This window comes from Roseixanthobacter glucoisosaccharinicivorans (assembly GCF_043195095.2).
Taxonomy (GTDB): domain Bacteria; phylum Pseudomonadota; class Alphaproteobacteria; order Rhizobiales; family Xanthobacteraceae; genus NCEH01.
In genome coordinates, this window is record NZ_CM195538.1 from 3,331,295 (window position 1) to 3,353,762 (window position 22,468).

Annotated in this window: 18 protein-coding genes; 3 read left to right on the top strand and 15 right to left on the bottom strand. The window is 64.6% G+C overall.

What is annotated here, in order from left to right; all coding sequences use genetic code 11:
* Nucleotides 1–37: 37 nt before the first annotated feature.
* The 7 genes from V5F78_RS15445 to V5F78_RS15475 all read right to left on the bottom strand — a co-directional run bounded on the left by V5F78_RS15445 (nt 38) and on the right by V5F78_RS15475 (nt 11,640).
* Nucleotides 38–1,360, bottom strand: coding sequence for an HlyD family type I secretion periplasmic adaptor subunit (locus tag V5F78_RS15445; RefSeq protein ID WP_394071186.1), 1,323 nt, complete (start codon nt 1,358–1,360; stop codon nt 38–40).
* Entirely contained in the window at nt 1,360–3,093 is a 1,734-nt protein-coding gene (locus V5F78_RS15450; protein ID WP_394071185.1) for a type I secretion system permease/ATPase, read from the bottom strand. Before V5F78_RS15450 ends, V5F78_RS15445 begins: the two co-directional genes overlap by 1 nt.
* Before the next feature lie 88 nt (nt 3,094–3,181).
* The gene (locus V5F78_RS15455) at nt 3,182–4,417 is read right to left on the bottom strand and encodes a glycosyltransferase (protein WP_394071184.1); all 1,236 of its coding nucleotides are present in this window, start codon (nt 4,415–4,417) and stop codon (nt 3,182–3,184) included.
* Between the two features lie 2 nt (nt 4,418–4,419).
* Complete coding sequence (locus V5F78_RS15460; RefSeq protein ID WP_394071183.1) at nt 4,420–5,253, bottom strand: SapC family protein; 834 nt, start codon at nt 5,251–5,253, stop codon at nt 4,420–4,422.
* Between the two features lie 11 nt (nt 5,254–5,264).
* Nucleotides 5,265–6,035, bottom strand: a complete 771-nt coding sequence (locus V5F78_RS15465; protein ID WP_509276240.1) for a SapC family protein — start codon at nt 6,033–6,035, stop codon at nt 5,265–5,267.
* 48 nt (nt 6,036–6,083) lie between these two features.
* Nucleotides 6,084–9,692: a beta strand repeat-containing protein gene (locus V5F78_RS15470; RefSeq protein WP_394071181.1), complete on the bottom strand. Its 3,609-nt coding sequence runs from the start codon at nt 9,690–9,692 to the stop codon at nt 6,084–6,086.
* A 1,525-nt stretch (nt 9,693–11,217) separates the two neighbouring features.
* Nucleotides 11,218–11,640: a DoxX family protein gene (locus V5F78_RS15475; protein ID WP_394071180.1), complete on the bottom strand. Its 423-nt coding sequence runs from the start codon at nt 11,638–11,640 to the stop codon at nt 11,218–11,220.
* Between the two features lie 97 nt (nt 11,641–11,737).
* On the opposite strand from V5F78_RS15475, the gene V5F78_RS15480 reads away from it, so the two are divergent.
* A complete protein-coding gene (locus V5F78_RS15480; protein WP_394071179.1) occupies nt 11,738–12,694 on the top strand; it encodes a LysR family transcriptional regulator in 957 nt (318 codons plus the stop codon).
* 92 nt (nt 12,695–12,786) lie between these two features.
* Here the strand turns inward: V5F78_RS15480 and V5F78_RS15485 are convergent, their stop codons facing one another.
* The 5 genes from V5F78_RS15485 to V5F78_RS15505 all read right to left on the bottom strand — a co-directional run bounded on the left by V5F78_RS15485 (nt 12,787) and on the right by V5F78_RS15505 (nt 18,220).
* A complete protein-coding gene (locus tag V5F78_RS15485) occupies nt 12,787–13,248 on the bottom strand; it encodes a hypothetical protein (protein WP_394071178.1) in 462 nt (153 codons plus the stop codon).
* A gap of 166 nt (nt 13,249–13,414) precedes the next feature.
* The gene (locus V5F78_RS15490; protein ID WP_394071177.1) at nt 13,415–14,737 is read right to left on the bottom strand and encodes an MFS transporter; all 1,323 of its coding nucleotides are present in this window, start codon (nt 14,735–14,737) and stop codon (nt 13,415–13,417) included.
* A 381-nt stretch (nt 14,738–15,118) separates the two neighbouring features.
* Entirely contained in the window at nt 15,119–15,685 is a 567-nt protein-coding gene (locus tag V5F78_RS15495) for a Spy/CpxP family protein refolding chaperone (RefSeq protein ID WP_394071176.1), read from the bottom strand.
* Nucleotides 15,686–15,834: 149 nt separating this feature from the next.
* Nucleotides 15,835–16,755, bottom strand: coding sequence for a metallophosphoesterase family protein (locus tag V5F78_RS15500; RefSeq protein WP_394071175.1), 921 nt, complete (start codon nt 16,753–16,755; stop codon nt 15,835–15,837).
* A gap of 97 nt (nt 16,756–16,852) precedes the next feature.
* Nucleotides 16,853–18,220, bottom strand: coding sequence for an NAD(P)H-dependent oxidoreductase (locus V5F78_RS15505; protein ID WP_394071174.1), 1,368 nt, complete (start codon nt 18,218–18,220; stop codon nt 16,853–16,855).
* 161 nt (nt 18,221–18,381) lie between these two features.
* On the opposite strand from V5F78_RS15505, the gene V5F78_RS15510 reads away from it, so the two are divergent.
* Nucleotides 18,382–19,662, top strand: coding sequence for a glycoside hydrolase family 2 TIM barrel-domain containing protein (locus tag V5F78_RS15510; protein ID WP_394071173.1), 1,281 nt, complete (start codon nt 18,382–18,384; stop codon nt 19,660–19,662).
* Nucleotides 19,663–19,879: 217 nt separating this feature from the next.
* Nucleotides 19,880–20,389 carry a formaldehyde-activating enzyme gene (gene fae / locus V5F78_RS15515; protein ID WP_394071172.1) on the top strand — a complete coding sequence of 170 codons (510 nt, stop codon included), beginning with the start codon at nt 19,880–19,882 and terminating at the stop codon, nt 20,387–20,389.
* Nucleotides 20,390–20,441: 52 nt separating this feature from the next.
* On the opposite strand, the gene V5F78_RS15520 is transcribed toward fae, so the two are convergent.
* The 3 genes from V5F78_RS15520 to proC all read right to left on the bottom strand — a co-directional run bounded on the left by V5F78_RS15520 (nt 20,442) and on the right by proC (nt 22,439).
* Nucleotides 20,442–20,804: a tRNA-binding protein gene (locus tag V5F78_RS15520; RefSeq protein ID WP_394071171.1), complete on the bottom strand. Its 363-nt coding sequence runs from the start codon at nt 20,802–20,804 to the stop codon at nt 20,442–20,444.
* Nucleotides 20,805–20,852: 48 nt separating this feature from the next.
* The gene (locus tag V5F78_RS15525) at nt 20,853–21,518 is read right to left on the bottom strand and encodes a TetR/AcrR family transcriptional regulator (RefSeq protein ID WP_394071170.1); all 666 of its coding nucleotides are present in this window, start codon (nt 21,516–21,518) and stop codon (nt 20,853–20,855) included.
* An 84-nt stretch (nt 21,519–21,602) separates the two neighbouring features.
* On the bottom strand, nt 21,603–22,439 hold the full coding sequence (gene proC, locus V5F78_RS15530; protein WP_394071169.1) for a pyrroline-5-carboxylate reductase: 837 nt from the start codon (nt 22,437–22,439) through the stop codon (nt 21,603–21,605).
* Between the last annotated feature and the right edge of the window lie 29 nt (nt 22,440–22,468).

A 22,468-nucleotide genomic window follows, 5' to 3' on the forward strand; every position in this document is an offset into this window, starting at 1 on the left:
ACCCCTCAGCTTGAACAGAGGAGACTACCCTGCGCGCTCAGCGCTCGCGCAGGGCGGTCGACAGGCGATCAATCAGCGGGCTCAGCAGATATTGCATCACCGTGCGCCGGCCGGTGGGCATGATGGTGGTTGCATTCATGCCCGGCATGAGCTTGTCGTTGATCTCCTCGGGGATAGACTTGCGATCCACATCCACCTCCACCGCATAATAGGAGGCGGTTGTCGGCGAATCCTGCTGCGCATCGGCGCTGACGGTGCGGATTTTGCCCTTCATTGACATGCTGCCATAGGACCGGAACTGCGGCAGCTGAATCCGCACGTCCTCGCCTATGAGCACCCGGTCGATATCGACGGGGAGCACCTTGGAGCGGATGACCAGCGTGTCGGAGGCGGGCACGATATCCATAATCGGGTCGCCCGGGCGGATCACGCCGCCGATGGTGAACACCTTCAGCTGCTGCACCACGCCCGAAACCGGCGCCTTGATCTCGATGCGAGTGAGGGCGTCCTGCGCCACGACGATCTGCTGACGCGCATCGCCAATGGTCTTGCGCACGTCCGAAATCTGATTGGCCGCTTCCTGACGGTAATCCTTGCGCAATTGCTCGGCCTGGGCGCTGAGCTCGCGAAGCCGCTCCTGGCCCTTGGCCTCCGCGACGGTGGCGGCGTCGATCTGGCCCTGCATGGTGAGCTGCTGACGCTCGGTGGCCGCGACCCGGGGCACGGAGACGAGCCCCTTGGCCTTCAACTCGCGGAGCGCCTCCAGTTCCTGGTTCACGGTCACTAGCTGTTCCTGGTTGTTGGTGCGCTGAATCTGAGCCTGCTCGATATCCCGCTGCGCCTGAAGAGCCTGCGACGCGTTGACATTGAGGGTTCCGCGCAGGGAATCCCGGCGGGCCTCGAACTGCTTCTTATTGTCGTTCACCGCATCCATCACGATCGGGTCGCTCATCATGGCGGTGACTTCGGGGGGGAACGTGATGCTGTCCGCCATGTTGCTCTGGGCTTCGAGGCGTGCTTCCAGCACCAGGGCCTGCGCCAATTGCTTGCGGTAAAGCTGCACCGTCGCCTCGGAACGGGTGGGATCAAGGCGCAGCAGCACGTCGCCAGCGTTCACGACGCTGCCATCCCGCACCAGGATCTCGCCGACGATGCCGCCTTCAAGATGCTGGATGGTCTTGCGGTTGGATTCCACGGAGACCACGCCGTTGGCGATCACCGCACTGTCGATGCGGGCGAAGGTGGCCCATCCAATGGTCCCCGCCAGCGACACGACCACGAGCAGGTAACCCCAGGAAAGCACGGCCTTCCAGTCGCTCGGCGCCACCGGCGCCTTCAGGAGATAGGAATTGTCGAGCATCAGGCTTCCGCTTCCCGATTGTCGCGGTCGCCGCCGATCACCGTCAAGGCAGGCGTGGCCTTCAGGCGTGGCAGGCGGTTGACGATATTGTCCCGATCCCCATGCGCTTGAACCGCGCCCCCGTTGAGCACCAGGAGGTCATCGCAGAACGCGAGCAAGCTCATGCGGTGGGTCACCAATATCACCACCTTTTCGGCAGAACGCAGGCGCTGGATTGCGCTCCCGAGCGCCTGCTCTCCCATCGAATCGAGATTGGCATTCGGCTCGTCCATGACAATCAGATAGGGATTGCCGAACACCGCCCGCGCCATGGCGATGCGCTGACGCTGGCCGCCTGAGAGCACATATCCGCCAGGACCGATCGGGGTGTTGAAACCGTCCGGCAGGCTGCGGATCAAATCCTGGACGCCGGCGATTTCGACCGCCTCCACCAGCATCTGCGTGTCTTCGCATTGCACCGGATCGAAGCGCGCGATGTTCTGCGCCACGGTGCCGGGCATGAAATCCACGTCCTGCGGTACATATCCCACAAGGCGCCCGAGTTCGTCCGGGTTCCAATGGGTGAAATCGTGATCGCCGAGCGAGATGGTGCCGCGCCGCGGGGTCCAGATATTCACCAGCAGCCGCGCCAGGCAGGATTTGCCCGCGCCCGACGGACCGACGATCGCGAGCACGCGGCCCGGATAAACCGTGAACGACACATCGCTGATGATGACCTTGTCGCTCCCCGGCGCGGCGCCCCAGATGCGCGATACGATAAATGGCCCCTCCGGGCGCGGCAGGGAGATGCGCTGCGCGCGCTCGGCTCCCAGGAACGCCTCGTCCAGGCGGTGACGGGCGGGCGCAAACCGGCTGATCTGTTCCCAACTGGAGATCAGGGCCTCCACGGGATAGACGCCGCGCAACATCAGCATCAGAGCGATGAACATGGCAGTTTGCTCCACCTGCTCGTCCATCACCAGCAGGGCGCCCATGGCGAAAACCGCAACATAAAGGGTGGTGTGCACGAAACGCGAAGCCGAGCGAATGATCCCCGCGCGCCGTCCCGCCTCCTCACGCCAGCCGAGCATCGCCGAATGCATCAAATGCCAGCGATCGCGCAAAGGGGGCATCATGCCCAGTGCACGCGCCGATTCCGAATTGCGCGACAGGGCAGCGCCGAATTCGTTGGCGGCGCCGGCGACCTTGACGTAGCGCGTGCTATCCTCGCGCACCACCCATTGGCTGAACAGCGACAAGCCGCTCAGGGTAGCCAGCGCGGCCAGCGCGAGGACGCCGAAGAGCCAGTGAATCATGAACAGGCAAGCGATGAGAACCGGCGACCACAGGGCATCGAATAGCCCCGTCACCACCCGGCCCGTCAGGAACTCCCGTACGAAATCCAGGTCGGCGAGGGTGGTCGGCGTCAATCTGTTCGCCGCGTCCTCACGGTGCAGCGTAGCGAAGAACGTCTTGCTCAGACGCGCATCCAGCGCAATGCCGATGCGGCCGAGCGCCTTGTCCCGGATATGGTCGATGATGGCGCCCATCGCCATTAAGAACAGCGCAATAATTACAAGAACAACTAGCGAGTTCAGGCTACGGCTTGGCAGAACACGCGAACTCACCAGATAACCAAACATGGGTCCGACAAGAAAAAAGATCGGGATAAAAGCACTCAAAAGAAACAATCCGACATACGCCGGAATGAGATCTCGGATCGCAATAAACGTTGGGGAATTCGCTCGGGTCATACGCAATCCCAGATTTCGACGCACCCAGCATAGCACATTGCTGCGCTGCGGTCAGGGGGCTGTCATCTGCCCATTGAAGACCGTTAACCTATCGTAATGCCAGCAGATCATCGGCAAGCGCCAATTGACGCTGAACGCAATCGGCTACCGCATAGCGGCGCACCACACTCGCCCGCGCTTCGCGCCGGATACCATCGAACGCCCGCGGATTGTCGAGCACCTCGATCATCCTCTGCGCGAGAAAGTGGTGCGAGAAGAACGGCGTCAGCAGGCCGGTTCGACCGTCGCGTATGACTTCCCGCACCGGCGCCGTATCCGAGCCCACCACCAGGCACCCGGCGGACATCGCCTCAAGCAGGGACCAGGACAACACGAACGGATAGGTGAGGTAGGCATGCACCGCGGAGACCTGAAGCACCTTCAGAAAGGCTTTGCGCGGCACGGGACCAAGAAAGAATACCCGGGACATATCGAGGCGCCCGGCAACTTCGGCCGCGAACACGTCGCGCCAGCTTCGCCCGTCCACCGAGCGCCGGCCGTAAGACACCTCATTGCCGCCGATAATCAACACCCGTGCATCGCGGTGGGCATCGAGTACTTCGGGCAAGGATCGCATGAAGATATGAAAACCACGGTAGGGCTCAAGATTGCGCGCCACATAGGTGATGATCTTCTCACCCGCCCGTAGCGCGCCCGCACCGCCGGATAGTACAAGCTGCGCATTGGGGTCGGGAATGGCATCGTCAACGTCGATGCCATCATGAATGACTTTGATCTTGCCATGCATTTCCGCCGGATAGACGCTGCGCTGCCATTCGGTGGGCGCCACGCCCACGTCCGCCTGGAGCAAGGACAGTGCCATGGTCGCATTGTTCATCTCGATGCGCACCAGCCCGTCCATTCCGAACTGCGGGAATTCCGTGTCGAACCCAACATCCGCGCCGTGCGCGTGATAGAAGAATTCGCAGAACATCACGATCTTCGCGCGCGGGAAAATGGTCCGCAATGGCAAGGTCTCGCCCCAACCGGGATGCGCATAGATAATATCCGGCTCGGCACCGGTACTGAGGACCGCATTGGACAGATAGATCAATTGTTCAGCGCGATAGCATTCGCTATTGAAGCGCCGCGCAAACGGATGGACGCCCTCGGCGCCGTGCAGTTCCGGTTCGAAATTATACTTCAGCAAGGTCACGCCCGGCATGGGCAGAGCCGTGTTCGAACCGAAGGCGAAAACGCGCCACCCCGGCCGGGCTGCCAACGCGGCCGCCAGATGCCGATATTGCGCCGGGAAACTATTGTGCACGAACAGGGCGGTGGGCATGCTCAGTTCGACTCCGCCCCGTTTGCAGCCAAGGCATCCAGGGGCACGAGATCGCTTTCGTCCATCGCAAAATTCAGGGCGCTGAGATTAGCCGAATCGGCGGCGGGAACGGCCTGCGACGTTCCGGTCTCCTGCGTCTCAATGCGGTGGACCTCGGTCCCGAGATTCGCATGCAGCATTCTGCGTGAGAACAGCAGGCAGAACAGCAGTTGCGCGGCGAGCATCGTGGGTTTCGCCAGCAGCGCCGCACGCGCCGCCGTGACCGCCGCGAGGCGCTCTGTCGCGACGGTCCAGAGCGTACCCCCTTCGCGTGTGGGGCCAACGGGCAACAACAGGTCGGCAAGGATCAATTGTTCCGCCGCAAGAGCGAGGGCTGCGTTCCCGGCTTCCGCGCGCAACAGCAGCCGCATCAGCTCGACCACCGCCGGAACCAGACTGCCGTCCTCATTAACGATTGGCGTACCTTCCGGCTGCATCTGGGTCGACAACAGCATGTCGGAGACCAGCACCGTCACCTTGGGCTCGCCCTCGCCCGGTGTCAGGGCAATGGTAAACGGCAGGCAGCGCAGCCGCAGCGGCACATAGGGACGCGACCACCGCCCCTCGCCATCCATGAGCGGGTGCCGCAGGAGGCGCGCGGCCAAGCCTGCCACGACCTGAACCTTCTGGCGCGTGGTTTCCACCAGGATCGGCAGGTGATGGCTGGCCTGGAGCAGCTCGGATTCGGCCAGCGCGACGCGCTCCATCGCCTCGGTGAATCCAAAACTGCGCGGGCGAGACCAGAGGCTCGTCTCACTTTGCCGAATGGGCCGAAAGGCGAAGATATCCTGATCCACGATTTCTCTTCTCACGCCGAGGCGAGGCCTGCAAGCTGCCGCGGCGCGAGGGCCCGCCGCGCATTCTGGTAAAGCACGCTCGCGCGATAGAGCGAGAGAGCATGCGCGTTCAGCAGGCGCATGCCGGCAAGGCCGAAGGTCTGCACGAACGGCCGGAACGCATCGCTGGCAAAGGCGTTCGGCCGCAGGATGAGGAATGCGGGAAACGGGCCGAGGGGGGGATTCTCGGGCAATCCCATCACCCAAGGCTCGAGCAAGCCGGCGCCATCCAGATGCGCGCTCATTTCGCGGGTGACGTCATAGGCGGAGCGAAAATAGGCGGCGGCATAGATGCGCTGCGTGCTGGCTTTGCTTGGAGTTCCGTTTGGCGCCAGTATCGTCGCCCCGTTATTATCCGGTTCGTCGGCGACCGCATCATCCACAAACACACTGCTGGCCGGCTGGTCTGGCGGACTGGCGAAAGGATAGGCCTGGAGGAGCAGCGGCAGTGCACGGGTGATGCGCAGCGCATTGGGTGCGTGCCCCTCGCCCCGGGTCAAAAACGAGCGGAGCGCAAACAGCTCGGCGCCCCTTTCGTCTCGCAACCACACGAGGGGATACCAGGCCGCGAGGTCAAGCGCCTCCATGTGCACGATCGGCACCATCTGCTGCTCGCGGACCACCTGGTAAGCCCACGGCGAGAAGATCCGGCGATTTCCCACATCGCCTTCCAGTCGTAACAGGCGCGAATAAAGGCCCTCGAACATACAGCGGTCTTTCAGGAAACAAAAACGCCCCGGCAATGCCGGGGCGTCTTGAGAGTGTCAAGTGCAAGCAGCTGCGTCTGCGCCTCAGCTGCCGGGCAAGGTGATGTGCTGGGTGGTCGAACCCACGAAGTACACATCCTGGACATTGTCCACGGTGATGACCTGACCCGTATCCGAGAAGGTGATCGTGGTCTGGCCCGTGGACGGATTGGTGCTGACGTCGCTCGGATTATAGTCACGACCGAAGAGATACAAGGTGTCGCTGCCGATCCCGCCATCAATGGTATGGTCACCGGTGTGGGAGGCCAAGAAGAACGCGTCATTCCCATCGCCGCCGTAGAGGCTCGACGTACCGTTCACAAGCACGTTCAGCTGATCGTTGCCGGAGCCGCCGTACAGCGTGTCATTGCCAGAGCCGGCCGTCAGGAAATCGTTGTCGTCGTTGCCGTAGAGCAGATTGTTGCCGCTCACCACCACCAGCTGATCGTTGCCGGCGCCACCGAACAAGGTGTCTTGGCCCGAATAGCCGGTCAGGGTGTCGGCGCCATCATCGCCATAGAGTTCGGCATGGGTGCCAAGCGATGTGAGATAGTCGGACCCGGCGCCGCCGAACAGATGGTCGACGCTGCCGCCCGTGCCGCCGGTCAGCGTATCGTTGCCGCCATCGCCATAGAGCAGGTTGCCGCCTGTGATGACCTGGAGGCTGTCATTGTCGTCGCCGCCGTACAGCGTATCCGCGCCGCTAAAGCCGTGGATGACGTCATTGCCGGCATCGCCATACATCAGGCCATTGGATCCGCCGCTGTAGAGCTGATCATCGCCCAGGCCGCCGAACAGCGTATTGATGCCGATGCCATCGCCACCGAACAGGAGATCGGAGCCGCCGTCGCCGTAGAGCAGGTTGTTGCCCGTGGCCACCGTCAGCGTGTCGCTGTCATCACCGCCGTAGAGCGTATCCTGGCCGCTGAAGCCGTTCAGAACGTCATTCCCGGTGTCGCCATAAAGCAACGAGTAGGAATTGAGCGAGGTGATGGTGTCGTTGCCATCGTCGCCGTGGAAGAGATTGCTTCCCACGCCAAGGGCCGCGCCCGTTCCGCCGACCAGCGTATCGTCGCCATAGCCGCCGAACAGCTGGTTGTTGCCGTCAAAGGTCGTCAGCGTGTCGCCATCGGTGCCGCCATAGAGCGTATCCTGGCCGCTAAAGCCGTTCAGGCTGTCCGCATCGGCATCGCCGTACAGGATGGCATGCGATCCCGTCGCATAGAGGCTGTCGATACCGGCGCCGCCGTAAAGCGTATCCGTACCGCCCCCGTTGCCGCCGTTCAGCGTGTCATTGCCGGCATCGCCAAACAGCAGGTTGTTTCCGGAGGCGACGGTCAGGCTGTCGTCGTCCGCACCACCATAAAGCGTATCCTGGCCGCTGAAGCCGTTCAGGACGTCGTTGCCGGCATCGCCATAGAGCAGCGAATACGAGTTGACCGAGGTGATGGTGTCGTTGCCGTCGTCGCCGTGGAACAGATTGGTTCCGATGCCGGCGGCCGCGCCCGTTCCGCCGACCAGCGTATCGTCGCCATAGCCGCCGTACAGCTGGTTATTGCCGTCGAAGGTCGTCAGGCTGTCGTTTTCGGTGCCGCCGTAGAGCGTATCCTGGCCGCTGAAGCCGTTCAGGCTGTCGTTGCCGGCATCGCCGTACAGAAGCGCATGAGAACCGGTGGCATAGAGGCTGTCCAGACCGGCGCCGCCGTAGAGCGTATCCGTCCCGCCGCCGCTGCCGCCGGTCAGCACGTCGTTGCCCGCATCGCCGTACAGGCCATTGTTTCCGGAGGCGACCGAGATGGTGTCGTCGTCGTCGCCACCGTAGAGCGTATCCTGGCCACTGAAGCCAACGATCGTGTCGTTTCCGCTGCCGCCATACACGGAGGCATAGACATTCACGGTCGTGATGCTGTCCGCACCGTCATCGCCGTAGAGCTGGTTCACGCTCCCGCCGGACACGCCACCGACGCCGCCCAGGATCGTATCGCCGCCGGCACCGCCGTAGGCGAAATTGTTACCCGCTCCGACGATCAGGTTGTCGCCGTCGTCGCCGCCATAGAGGGTGTCCTGCCCGCTATAGCCGACCAGCACATCCGATCCAGCGTCACCGTACAGCAATCCATGCGAACCGACGGCGTAGAGCGAGTCGTTGCCGAGACCGCCATAAAGCGTGTCCGTGCCGCCAGAGCTGCCGCCGGACATGGTGTCGTCGCCGGCATCGCCATAGAGCAGATTGCTGCCGTTTGCGACGACCAGGCTGTCGCCATCGTCACCGCCATAGAGCGTGTCCCTGCCGCTGAAGCCGGTCAGGTCGTCGGCGCCCGCTCCACCATAGAGGGAGGAGTAGGAATTGACGGAAATGATCTGATCATCACCTTCGCCACCGTAATATTGATTGCTTCCAACGCCCGGGAGGGCGCCCGTGCCGCCGGTCAGGCTGTCGTTGCCGGCATCGCCGTAAAGCACGTTCGAGCCGGAATCCACCGTCAGGGTGTCGGCATCGTCACCGCCGTAGAGGGTGTCCGCACCGCTAAAGCCCCGCAGCGAATCCGCGCCGGTCCCGCCGTACAGCAGACCAGCGGTGCCCAGCGCGGTAAGGGAGTCCGCACCGTCACCGCCATAAAGGGTGTCCACGCCGCCGGCGGACCCGCCATTGAGCGTGTCGTCCCCTTCATCGCCATACAGCGCGTTGCTGCCGGTCGACACCGTCAGTGAATCGTTGTCGGCACCGCCGTACAGCGTGTCCTGGCCGCTGAAGCCCTGAAGGACATCCGCGCCCGCGTCGCCATACAGCAAGCCGTGGCTGCCAATGGCGCTCAGCTCGTCGGCGCCATCGCCACCATACAGCGTATCCGTGCCAGCACCGGTACCGCCATTCAGCGTGTCATTGCCCGCGTCGCCGTACAGCAGGTTGTTACCCGAGGCGACGGTCAGCACGTCATTGTCGGCGCCGCCGTAAAGCGTGTCCTGGCCGCTATAGCCGGTCAGGTCATCGGCGCCAGCGTCGCCATACATCAGGCTGTAGGTGCCAATCGAGGTGATGGAGTCCGCACCGTCGCCACCATAAAGCGTGTCGACGCCGACGCCGGCTTCACCCTGCAAGCCGCCAGTGATGCTGTCATTCCCGGAGTCACCATAAACCAGGTTCGACCCGATCGTGGTGGCGAGGAAGTCGTCATTCCCACCGCCATAAAGCGTGTTGCCGCTGACCTCGGAAATAAGACCGTCGTCGCCGTCGTCGCCGTAAAGCACATTGCCGGTCGAGAAGGCATCGAGAAAGTCGCTGCCGGAGCCGGCGATCAGCACCGTCGAGCTGGCGCTGGTGACCAGAACATCGTCGCCGCTACCGGTCACATAGATCAGGCCGGCCGCGGAATTGGTGTCCGGAATGTCCACTTCCACACTATCGGTCGTCTCATAGATGACCGCATCGACATCAGGATCCGTCGGGATTTCGCCCGTACCGCCGGAGGTGTGCGCTTCGATAGTTGCCGTGGCGGTAGGATCCGTATCACTATAGACGCCGGCCTGTGTCAGCGCGGCAATGATCTGCTCCTGCTGCTCTGGGGTAATAACTCCGCTATCGGTCAAAGGCTCCCACCCTTGATCGGAGGCTCCATCCACCAACTGCGCTTCGGTCAGATTATATATTGCCATGAAACACCCCCACCACGCCGCTCGCCTTCAGCGTGACGAAATCAAGAAATTGAATTTCTAAAGAGCACCAGCCCTAAATACACGAACCTTGGCTGCCGCATCTCGCGTCACGGGTGAAACATCACCCGCGTATTTCAAGTCAGCGTCCGACAAGGACAAAGACAGTCCAACCATCGGATCACGATCCGACAATCCAACCAGCTCCACCTCAGACCCGCTACGCGACACAACAGGTGAGCCGAGAAACAGGGCTTCCGCCCGCAATTCCGCTCCGGTAGACCCGAGACGGAATCGAATTCCTAAAAGAGGCATGGCTCGGCCGCGAGACCCCGCAAAGCTGCCCGCCGGCACCCAGGGGGACCACTGCACCTTACGCACGCCGCTCCGTACCTGATATTCAAGACCGAACGAAGACGGCACGCCCGCAATCGCGACGCCTTCGATGGGGAGCGGAGCCGCTGGCCCGCCCAACCATTCGCCTGAACCAACCCGAACATCACCACGCCGTGCGAGGTGGCCCAGAATCTGAATTGCCGAGGAACCCGTGGCCGCGGACGCCGCAGCGACAGGCTCGACACCAAACGGCACCCGCTCGGCGGGCTCGGCCGCAGGCGCCAAAGATCCAGCGACCCGAGACACCGGATCCAGCGTAATCCGTGCTTCCAGGGAGCCGCCCGGCTCTGCGGCGCGGACGGCCAGCCGTAAAGTGGCCGGAGCCACAGCCCGAACCACAAGCGCCGCACCGGGCCCCGAAAGCACACCGCCCGCAGTGCGCGGATCGGATATGATGGAAACGAATTTCTGAGTGCGCGGGTCGCACGCAACTTCTACGAGCGGGGACCGCCGGGTAGCGGCGCCGGAGGCATAGCGCAGAATGTAGAGTCCCGGCTCCACATTCACGCTCGACACTCTGATGTCGCCTTCAGCCGCCACGAAAGCCCCCAAAAATCCTGGAAATTTCTAGCCTGAATTATGCCCGTCGGCCCGGCTGGCGTCAATCGCCCAATGCTTCGCGGCAGCGCACAAGCTTAACAAGACGGCGTGTGTTTTTGCTCAATCGGCTCATTAAAATATGTAATAGCGGTGGCATATTTTATTAATAGATATATACGATGCAAAATATATTTCGCCTTAATTCGGATTGTGATGTTGCTTCCGATATTTTACTCGTAGTTGTCTAAACTGATATAATAAAATGGGAAATAATTGTCGTCCGCACTTGGCGTCGCCGCTGAAGTACACCTCCGGATGCAGGCCGAAGGAAGAAAATATGACGGCAGGTTTCATGCCAGAGGCCGTTAATTGTGCGTGTGATTTTTTTGCCGCTTTTTCCAGCAACGGCCAAATTGGAGCAAAAGGCGATCAAAATGGACCGAAAGTTAGGTACCATATAACTTTCTTGCCCTTTGAAGGCGCTCCATCGGCGACGGCGGCTTTCACCCACCCGGGTGAAAGCGCGCCATTTTGGATCAAATTGCGGGATCTGCCCGCAAGCGATTCCCCTTAGCTGAGTACCCCGATTCATTTAGCTGGCGAAATGGAGGCGTCGTCCCGCCTGCGCCGGCCGCAGCGCAAACGCGCCCTCCCCGGCCAGCGCCACCACAACCGAAACGATCACGAGGAAGGCCGGATATTCCCAGCCGCCGCCTGCGCTGGAGAACAGGAACCCGTTGCCCACGTGCACCGACATCGCCCCCAGCATCACCGGGATCAGCAGCAGCGCCACCGGCCGGGCGTAGACGCCCGCGATGATCAACAACCCGCCGATCAGCTCGACCCCGATCACCGGCAGCGCAAGAAAGCCGGGCATTCCCACGTTCGTGAGATAGCCGGCAAAGCCCGGCACGGTGAAGACGAAATACTTGATGAGGGCATGGGACACCCACATGGCCCCGAGGGCGAGCCGCAGGAGAAACAGGCCATAGGGAGCGGTACGAAGATCAATCATTTGAACCTCCAGAGATTTGGACTGGTCCCTAGGTAGCTTTTCCTCCCGCGCACAGCCATACTCTGAATTGCCTGGTTTCGTTTGCACGGATGCACACATGATCGCCTGGGATGACTTTCGCCTCGTGAAAGCCGTAGCCGAAACCCGCTCGCTTGCGGGGGCGGCGGAGATGCTCGGCGTCAATCATTCCACGGTGTTTCGCCGCCTGGGGACGCTGGAGGCATCGCTCGGCACACGCCTGTTCGAGCGCGCGCGCAGCGGCTATGCCCCCACCCCCACCGGCGAAGAGATGGTGCGGCTTGCCGATCGCATGGCGGAAGACATCCTCTCCGTAGAACGGCGGATCACAGGTCAGGACCTGCGACCCTCCGGCGAATTGCGGGTGACCACCAACGATACGCTGCTGGTGCACCTGCTCACGCCGATCTTCGCTTCGTTCCATGCCGCCTATCCGGAAATCCGGCTGGAAGTGCTGGTCTCCAACCAATCCCTCAGCCTGACCAAGCGCGACGCGGACATCGCGATCCGCGCCAGCGACCGGCCCGGCGACACGCTGGTGGGGCGGCGCATCGCAACCATCGGCTGGGGCGTTTACGGCCGGCCGGACCTGCTGAGCCAGGCCCCGTTCGATGCCGCGAACCTGCGGGCCTACCAATGGGTCGGGCTCAGCGAGAATTTCGCCCAAGTCGGCGCCATGAAATGGCTGCGCGAGCGCGCCGGGGACGAGCGCATCGTCTATCGGGTGAATACGGTGCTCGGTCTCGCGGAAGCCGCGGCGGCGGGCATCGGCCTTGCGGTGCTGCCGTGCTTCATCGGCGCGGCGACCCCCGGCTTGGTGCGCCTGGTGGCGCCGGATGCGGAGATGGTCGCAAGCCTCTGGCTGGTCACCCACCCCGACCTGCGCGCAACGGCGCGGGTGCGCGCTTTCATGGATCACGTGGGACGCGAACTGATGCGCCACCGCTCCGCCATCGAGGGAAAGGAAGAAGCCCGCCCGCAGGAGAGCGAGCTGGCCGAAGGCCGATCCTCTGCGGCACGCGCAACGGGTGCATAGGATCTGGGCCAGGAGGTGGAAGAGGGACCCACCACCGCGGGTGCAGACTGACGCTGCGCGATTCCCCCGGCGATAGCGGCCTTGCCGGCCGCCTATTCGGCGGAGGTCTGCGCCACCGCATTGTCCCGCGCCTTGGGTCGGCGGCGGGTCGCGACCTGCGGCGTGTCCGCGCCGAGGCGCGTGAATTCGCACCACATGGTCTCAACCCCGGCGAGCGACCCACGGAAGGTGGCGGCGCCAGTCTTATTGACCTCGAAGCACGGTTCGAAGGTCATGCCCTCGATAAAGCCGCACACATTCTCGCCCCGCACGCGCACCGTGTTGGGCGGCAACCGCACATAGCGCGCCGGCCCCTGGGCGCGCAGCGTAATGGTTCCCGCAACGGAACCGTCAGGGAAGATACGGCCGGCACCGGTCGTGCCTTCAAAGCAATTGAACGCGAACGTCCGCCCCACGACGAAGGCGCGCGCCTGATCGGGATTGAGGCTCTGAGCGCCAGCCGAACCTATCCCGATCAAGGTCCACCCGGCGGCCGCAAGGAAAATGCTTCGCATGACTCTTCGATAAGCGATTTTGGTTAACAAAGACCATGCACCGGACTCACCGGGCGGAGCAAGGATGCAAAGCCGGCTTTTGCCGGCCGGCACCGCCGCCCGACCCGCCGGCGGCGCGCAAGGTCTTGAAACCACCGGGAGATCCCGGAATTTGCGCGACCAGCGCTTAAGCGCCGCTGGGTACCATGCGCTCCACGGGCCGCTCGCGGATCGGCAGGTTGATCGCCGCCGACGCAAAGGAAAGCGCCACCGAGAGCCACCACACCACGTCATAGGAGCCGAACGCCTCATAAAGCACACCGCCCAGGTAAACGCCTAGGAAGCCGCCCACCTGATGGCTGAAAAAGGCGAAGCCATAGAGCATGGCCATGTAGCGCGTCCCGAACATCAGCATCACCAGTCCGGACGTGGGCGGAACGGTGGAGAGCCACAGCAGGCCGATCGCCGCGCCGAACAGCAGGCAGCTCAGCGGGGTGATCGGAAACAGGATGAAGGCGGCAATGGCGACGCCGCGTGCCGCATAGATCGCCGCCAGCAGATACTTGCGGGAAAAGCGGTTCGAAAGCGCACCCGCGCTCAGCGAACCGACCACGTTGAACAGGCCGATGAGCGCCAGGGTGGAGGCCCCGACTCCGGCGGTAATGCCATGGTCAGCAAGGTAAGCCGGCATGTGAACCGTGACGAAGGCAAGCTGGAACCCGCAGGTGAAGAAGCCCAGCACCAGCAGCACATAGCTCGGATGGCCGAAGGCTTCGCCCAATGCGCCACGAATGGATTGGCGCGGAGCGGCCACCGGCCCGCCCCGGCCCACCTCGGTGCCACGGGTCGAGAGCGCGAACGCGAGCGGCACCACGAGCAAAAGCACGGCGGCAAAGACCATCAGCGTTTCCTGCCAGCCCACCTGGGAAATCAGCCCGGTGGCGAGCGGGGGAAACAGGAACTGGCCGAACGAGCCCGCTGCCGTGCCGGCGCCGAAGCCGAGCGAGCGCCAGCGCTCCGGCAGCAGCTTGCCGAAGGCCGCGAGAACGAGATTGAACGAACAGGCCGAAAGACCGAAGCCGACCAGCACGCCGGCGCTGAGATTGAGCAGGCCGGGCGTGATCGCGACCGACATCAGCGCAAGGCCGGCCGCATAGACCAGCGCGCCGGCACACATCACCCGCACGATGCCGAAGCGGTCGGCGATCGCCCCCGCGAACGGCGAACCGAGCCCCCAGAGCAGGTTCTGCAAGGCCAGCGCGAAGCCGAACACGTCGCGGCCCCAGCCGAACTGGTTCGACATGGGCAGCAGGAAAAAGCCGGAGGAGGCGCGCGGCCCGAACGAAATCAGAGCGATGAGGCATCCGGCGCACAGCACCAGAAGCACCGGCACCGCCGCGCCGCCCTTGCGCGGAGCGCCGGCCGCTTCGGCGGCGGGTGATTCTGCGGCAGGCTCTGGGGCGGCGGCGAGACCATGCGCCGGAGGGTGGGGTTCCATGGAAGAACGCATTGCCGGTCACCTGGGGGCGCGGAGCGGATTGTCCCGCCCCGGAAATCAAACAAGAGGCCCTGGCAGCGCGCCGACAGGGGAAGCCAGCCTCCGATTAACGCAGACTATGACCGAGCGGAACCAACGAAAAATCAATCTTCGTCACGTCGTCCATGCGTGACGTTCATGAGTGGTGCCTGCGTGCGGTTCTCCGGCGATGACGACCGAGGGCACCTTGGGTCAGCCGCTGGGGACCGAGCACGCCTTGACCCGGCGCTTCCCTCCCGTACGCAAAAGAAAAACGCCAGCCTCTGAAGGCTGGCGTTCGCGCGTTCCTACCGGTCTTGATTGTTCCCTTAGGGCCCATGGCGGCCACGCACGGCGCCGCCATGGGGTGCGGGATCAACCGCGCTGATGCGGCCGGCCCTCGTGCATCTTGTGGCCCGGGCCACGCGGCATTTCCTGGCGCACGAGGATCTGGAGCCGGCGCTTCTGGCCCTCGTCGAGGGTCTTGTAGAGCGGATCGGCCGCATCGGCGATCTTCACCAGATCGGCCGCACGGGCATTGAGCCCCTTGGCCGCATCGCGCAGACGCTCGATCGCGTCCGGCTTGGCGCCCTGCTTGCGTTCGGCCTGGAACGCGGCGAACCGGGCGGCCCGCTCCTTGGCGACGTCGCGCAAGGTGGTTTCCACCGCCGGCCAAAGCTTTTCCTGCTCGGGGGTGAGCTTCAGGCCGATCTTGATGGCGGCGATGCGGGCGTCGGTCAGCGCGGCGCGGTCGGCCGGGCTCGGACGCCAGCCGCCATGATCTTCCGAACCGCCCGCCGGGCCCTTGGCCGCCGGGGCGGGGGAAGCGGGCGTCGCCTGGGTCGCGGGCGCGGCGTTCTGTGCGGAAGCGCTGGTCGCGAAACCGGCGAGCGAGCTTGCAAGAACGGCGGCGGTGGCTGCGGCGATAATCGAGGTCTTCATGTCATCCTCCTGGGATGACTTGATTCTTATATTCGCAGCGTAATTTCGCAACTTAAACTTCGGTAACTTAAATATAGCTCTGCTTAAGACGTTACTGAATACATGTTCATCAACATTACACTTTGGAAAGGCGCGCCCCAGGCGCGCGGTCAGCTTTGGGTTTCGGAGCCCACGAGCTGGCGCAACTCGCGCCGGGCGACAGCGGTGTCGCCCGCAGCATAGCCCCGGCTTTCCATCTCGCACTGCCAGGCGCCGGGCGCGCCGGAAATGCGATAGAGATTATAGCGGCCAGGCCCCCGCCCGTCCTCCGGCCCGGCTGACGCGGAAGGCACCCCCACCACCGGCACCGGCCCGTCCACGCTCTCTATGACGCCGAGCGAGGCGCGGTGGTCATGGCCATGGAGCACGAGTTCGGCGCCCACCTCCGCCACCACCCGCCGGAACGCCGCCGCATCGCGCAGATCGCGGTGATAATGGCGCTCGCCGACCGGCGGATGATGGATCATCACCACCCGGAACAGGCCTTCTTCCTTCAACGATATCAAGAGCGCGCGCAGGCGTTCCAACTGCGCCTCTCCGACTTCCCCGCTGGCCAGGAACACCGCCGTGGGAATCGCCGTGGAGACCCCCACCAGCGCCACCGGCCCGCGCCGCCGCACATAAGGGAAGGAGCCCACATCCAGCGGCGTATCCGGGCTGGAATCGTCGCCCGCCAGGAATGGCGCCCATCGTTCGAGATGATAGCTCAAGGCGGAGCGGACATAGGCATCATGGTTGCCGGGGATGACCGAAACGTCCTGCGGGGTCCCGAGCGATGCCAGGAAGGTCGCGCCGGTGTCGAATTCGCTCGGCAGGCTGAGATTCACCAGGTCCCCGGTGACGGCGATATGGTCCGGGGCCTGGAGCTTGAGGTCGTCCATCAGCCCGGCGAGGGTGGCCGCGCCGAAGTTCCGCCGCCGGGCGCCGATCCAATTCATGAAGCCGAAAAAACGCTTGCCCAGGATTTCGGAGAGCCGCGCCTCGGGGATGGGGCCAAGGTGCGGGTCGGAGAGATGGGCGAGCACGAACATTGCGGGCGGTCCTTCCGATCCTTGCGGCGCCCTGCTTAAACCATCGCTGGAGCCGGCGCGAGCAGGACTCGCGCCGGCGGTGGAAAGTTCCGGAAAATCAGGCCGGAAGCGGCTCTGCAGCCGCGAATTCGGCCTCCATCTGGCGGCGGAACCGCACCGTGTCGCTGTCGGCGATCTCCACGTCCGCCCAGCGCACCGCCTGTCCTTTCGCAACGTCGTGTCTGAGTTTTACATGATGGGCGAGGCCGATCGGCAACACGCCGTCGCGCAGGGAATCCCTTGCCCGCATAATCCGCCCATAGACCGTATAGCCGCCCTCCCCGTCGAGCATTTCGCCCGCCTTCAGGTCACGCTTGGCGGTGGCCACCACATCGGAAAAGAAGCCGATGGCGCTTCCCGTCGCCTCGTGCCGCAAGGCCGCCGCCGCCACCGAAACGCCAAGCTCCATGCCAATGAGATGGAACGGACGGTAAAGCGCAGTATAGCGACCGGAGGGATCGGTAATCATCCCGTATTCCTTGAAGCAACGCCGCGAATAATCTCCGCGCTGCGAGGGGTCGGCCTCCAGAACCACATAGACCCCCCAGCGCAAGTCGCGGAACACGGGCCGCCCGTCGGTCTCCAGCGAGGAGACCACTTCCACCATGCCTGCCTCCTCCAGGATTCCCCCGTCGGCACGCGGGCACAGGACGCGCGGCAGGTCGTCGACGCCGCAGGGCGGGAACAGCAGGCCGTCGCGCGGCGCCTTTAATCCCGTCATGTTGGAGATCGCGGCCATCTCGATGGCGGATTTGGTGCCGTCCACGAACGAGTTGAACATCTGCGGGTTCATCCCGCCGGCCTGCGCCATCTCCTCGGAAATGGCGAGGTTCTTCCATACGGTCTGCGGGGTGGATTGGTGAAAAATGGGCAGATGACGCGTGCCCTTGCCCGCCGCCACCACCCGGAAGCCACACGTCTGCGCCCAGTCCACCATCTCGCAGACCAGCGCCGGCTGGTCGCCATAAGCGGCCGCATAGACCACGCCGGCCGCATCGGCGCGGCGCGCCAGCAGCGGACCGGCGAGGACGTCCGCCTCCACCGTCACCATCACCACATGGCGGCCGTGCTCGATGGCGGCGAGCGCATGGCGGATGCCGGCAGAAGGGCTGCCCGTGGCGTCCACGATCACTTCCAGCCCGTCGGCGGCGATCAGCGCATTCGCGTCCTCGGTGATCACCGTGCCGCCGGTGCGGCGGGCGGTGTCGAAATCGGCGGCGACCGCGCTCTCCACGTCCCAGCCGGTCTGCGTCAAGGCCGCACGGGCCCGGCTCCCAGACAGATCGGCGATGCCGAGCAGATGCATGCCCGGAGTCGTGCGCACCTGGGCCAGAAACATCGAACCAAACTTGCCGGCGCCAATGAGGCCGACCCGCACGGGGCGGCCTTCGGCGGCACGGGCTTTGAGTTTGCGGGCAAGATTCATGCGGGCGTCCTCCTGTTATTCGGCTCGGTGCGAGCCTTTGCCGTCTTGTCTGCATCGCGCGCAGAGCGGCCTTTGCCACAATAAGGTGAGCGTGCTTCGCTTGTCTTCCTCTGCGTCATGGATCTTATCTGCAGTCAGCGCCCGTTCCTCAGGAGTCGCCCGTGCGTCTTACCCTTGCGTCCGCCCTTTCGTTTCTGCTCGCGCTCGCGGGCGCATCCCCGGTGATGGCGAGCGGCGTCACCGTTCGTGGCACCGAGCTGCTGCTGGACGGCGTGCCCTTCGTGCCCAATGGCGCGGCCGGCGTGAAACGGCTGGCGGACCTCAAGGCGACCGGCGCGAACGTGGTGCGCACCTACGGCCAGGACCCCGGCGACATCCTCGACAGCGCCCAGCGCGCAGGGCTGAAGGTCATCGTCGGCTTCTGGCTGGAGCATCCCCGGCGCGGCTTCAATTATGGCGATCGCGCCGCGGCGGAAGGGCAACTGGCCGAGTTGCAGCGCATGGTCGAGCGTTACCGCACCCATCCGGCCCTGCTGCTCTGGGGCGTCGGCAATGAGGTCGAGACCGAGCTGACCCCGGCGGAGGCCGAGCCGGTGTGGCCGGCGATCGAGCAGGCCGCGAAACTGGTCAAGACGCTGGACCCCGCCCATCCGGTGATGGCCGTTCTGGCCGATACCGGCACCGACAAGGTCGCGACCCTCAAGCGGCTGGCCCCAAGCATTGATGTGCTCGGCCTCAACGCCTACGGCGATAGCCTCCTCACCATCGTCGGCCGCGCCCGCACGCAGGGATGGACCGGCCCCATCATCGTCACCGAGCTCGGCGCGCTCGGCCAATGGCAGGCCGGCAAGACCGCATGGGGGGCCCCCTTCGAGCCCACCTCCACCGCCAAGGCCGACCAGGTGCGCAAGTATCTGACCGCACTCAAGCAGAGCCATACCGGCGCCCTGCCCTTCTATTGGGGCCAGAAGCAGGAGGTGACGCCCACCTGGCACAGCCTGTTCCTGCCCTCCGGCGAATGGACCGAAACGGTGGAGGCCATGGCCGAGGCCTGGGGCGGCCAGCCGCCGGCGGATCCGAAGGGCAAGCTGGACGGCAGCCTTCCGATCGGCATCAATCATGCGCCGCGCATCCTCTCCCTTCAGTTGCGCGGCCCCAATAGCTTCGATCGCACGAGCGCCGTGCAGGTGACCCTGACCGCGACCGACCCGGACGGCGACCCGCTGAAGGTGGAATGGCAGATCATGGGCGAAACCACGGTGCGCGGCGTCGGTGGCGATGCCGAGCCGGTGCCCCCGCTGTTTCCCGAGGGGCTGCACGATCCGACGCTGAACAGCGTTCGGATCCAGGGGCTCGGCGCCGGTCAATATCGCCTGTTCGTGACCTTGCGCGACGGGCGCGGCGCGGCGGCCACCGGGAATATTCCTTTCGAGGTCAGATAGATCCCGCGCCGCGCGGCGCCGATGCGCGGTGCGGTGCGCGGCGCCTGTGCGCCGCTTGCACACACACCTGCGGCGGGCTTAGGCTCGCCGGGTCAAAGCGCTATCTGGCCAACCGGTTCGACGCGTCGCCGAACGCCGCAACAAGGATAGCCGAGGCACAACGGACCGCGCACCCAGGCGCGGCGTCTCGGTCTTTTCACGCACGGAGAAAGCTCTCATGGCGAAGATCAACAAGCTGTTGGTCGGCGAGTCTCTTGTCGGCGACGGCAATGAAGTGGCGCACATCGACCTGATCATGGGCCCGCGCGGCTCCTCGGCCGAAACCGCCTTCGTCAATGCGCTGACCAACAACAAGGACGGCTTCACCACCCTGCTCGCGGTGGTGGAACCGAACCTGCTGGCCAAGCCCAATACGGTGCTGTTCAACAAGGTCACCATCAAGGACGCGCGCCAGGCGGTGCAGATGTTCGGCCCCGCCCAATATGCTGTGGCCAAGGCGGTGATCGATTCCGTCGAGGACGGCACCATTCCCGCGGAGGAAGCCGACGACATCTTCATCTGCGTCGGCGTGTTCATCCATTGGGAAGCCACGGACGACGCGAAAATCCAGCAGTTCAACTACCAGGCCACCAAGGAAGCCATCGCGCGCGCGGTCAGCGGCGAGCCCAAGGCGGCCGACGTGGTGGCCAAGGCGAAGACCGCGCACCACCCGTTCGCGGCCTCCTGAGGCGCGGGTCCCAGCCCTCGCGGCAGCCCGGTCCGCCGGGCTGCCGGCCTCTTCAGAAGAGGCGCCCCCCGTCCGGCACCACATGGCTCGGACCGATCAGCACCACGGCACCGTCGGGATCGGGAAAGCCCAGCGTCAGCACTTCCGACATGAAGGGGCCGATCTGGCGCGGGGGAAAATTCACCACCGCCGCCACTTGCCGGCCGATCAATTCCTCGGGCGCATAATGCACCGTGATCTGGGCGGAGGATTTCTTGATGCCGATCTGCGGCCCGAAATCTATGCGCAGCTTGATCGCCGGCTTGCGCGCCTGGGGAAACGGCTCGGCCTCGACGATGGTGCCGACGCGGATATCCACTTTCAGGAAATCGTCATAGGTGATCGGCGCTGTCCCGGTCGCCGTGTCGTCGCTCATCGCCGCTCTCCTGTGCGCGCTGACTAAAGAGTGCGCGGCGAAGCTGGGTCAAGCGGAACCCGCCTCTGCGCCAGGAGCGGGCGGCGCGACCGCCGAGCGCCGGCGCTTGCGCCACGGCAGCGCGATGAAGGCAAGATCATCCAGCATGTCCAGCATCTTCGCCCCGGTGCCCAATTCGCGGTCCAGCATCGCCATGGTGCGGGCGAGACCGGGATCCTCGTCCTTCAGCCAGGTATCGAGGAGGCGCGCGAACAGCAGCGCCAGACCATGGGCGCGCAGGTCGCCGGAAAGGCCCGTCGTGTCGATGCCGGCGGCCGCCAGCATCCAGTGCTGGGAACGGGTGCCGATCTTCAGCAGATGCGCCGCCAGCAGCGGATCGCGGCGGGCGGAGGCGAGGAGCGAACGTACGGCCTCGCGATGCGGCTCCAGCGCATCGAGCCGCCGCATGAGCACCTCGAACAGGCGCTCCTGGGGGCTTTCCCCCTCGATCGGCCCGGATTCGTCGGCGCCGCTTTCCGCCAGCACACGGCGATCCGTAGCGCGGGCGAAGGCTTCCAGAAGATCATGGGTGGACGCGCATTCCACCCGCAGTTGCGAGAGCGGAACGCCCGCATGCTCGGCCACGTCGGCGAGCGCGATGCGCTCGAAAGGACGGTCCGCCAGGAGGTCGAGAAACGCCCGCAGGCACGCGTCCCGTGTGGTCTCGCAAGTCATGGCGTGCTCCTTGAGGCCCCGTTCAAGACCCCAAATCCAGGTGGCCCCTCCACCGGCGCGCGGCAAGGGGAGCGGCGCGGAGAATCAGTTCGCCAGCTCCTTCGAGCGGCGCGTCGCCGCCGCGATCGCCTTTTCCAGCAGTGGCGCGAAGCCGGTTTCGGGATCCATCAACACGCCCAGCGCGGCGGCGGTGGTGCCGGCGGGAGAGGTGACGTTCTCACGCAAGGTCGAAGGCTCGGTGCCCGATTGGGCGATCAGCGCGCCGGCACCGGAGACGGTCGCGCGCGCGAGTCGATCCGCGAGCGGCGCCGGCAGGCCGGCGGCGACACCCGCCTTCGCGAGGGTTTCGGCCAGCAGAAACACATAAGCGGGACCGGAGCCGGAGACAGCCGTCGCCGCGTCCATCAGATCCTCATCCTCGATCCATTCCACCGGGCCGACGGCTCCGAGCAGCGCGGCCGCGACCTCGCGCTGCGCCGCATTCGCCGCCGCATTGGGAACAGCCACGGTGATGCCATGTCCGATGGCGGCGGGCGTATTGGGAATGGTGCGCACGATCGCGGTGCCGCGCGGCAGGGCCTCCTGAAGAAAGCCGAGGGTGCGACCGGCCATGATGGAGACGACGACGGTACCTGGCTTCACCAAAGAGCGCACCGTCGCCAGCACCGCCGGGGCAACCTGCGGCTTCACCGCGAGCACCAGCACGGCGGGATCGGCGATCTGCGAGAGGTCGGGATTGGGATGCGCCCCGTGCGCAAGAAGCGCGGCTGCGGCTGGGCCCGGCAGGTTGGGATCCAGCACCACCGCCTTGGCGGGTTCAAGGCCGAGACGGAACCAGCCGTCGAGCAGAGCTCCACCCATCTTGCCGGCGCCCACGAGGACGACCGGACCGTTCAGAGACTTCAAAAGATCGACCGACATGAGCACACCTGAATGGGCGCGGGAGCCGG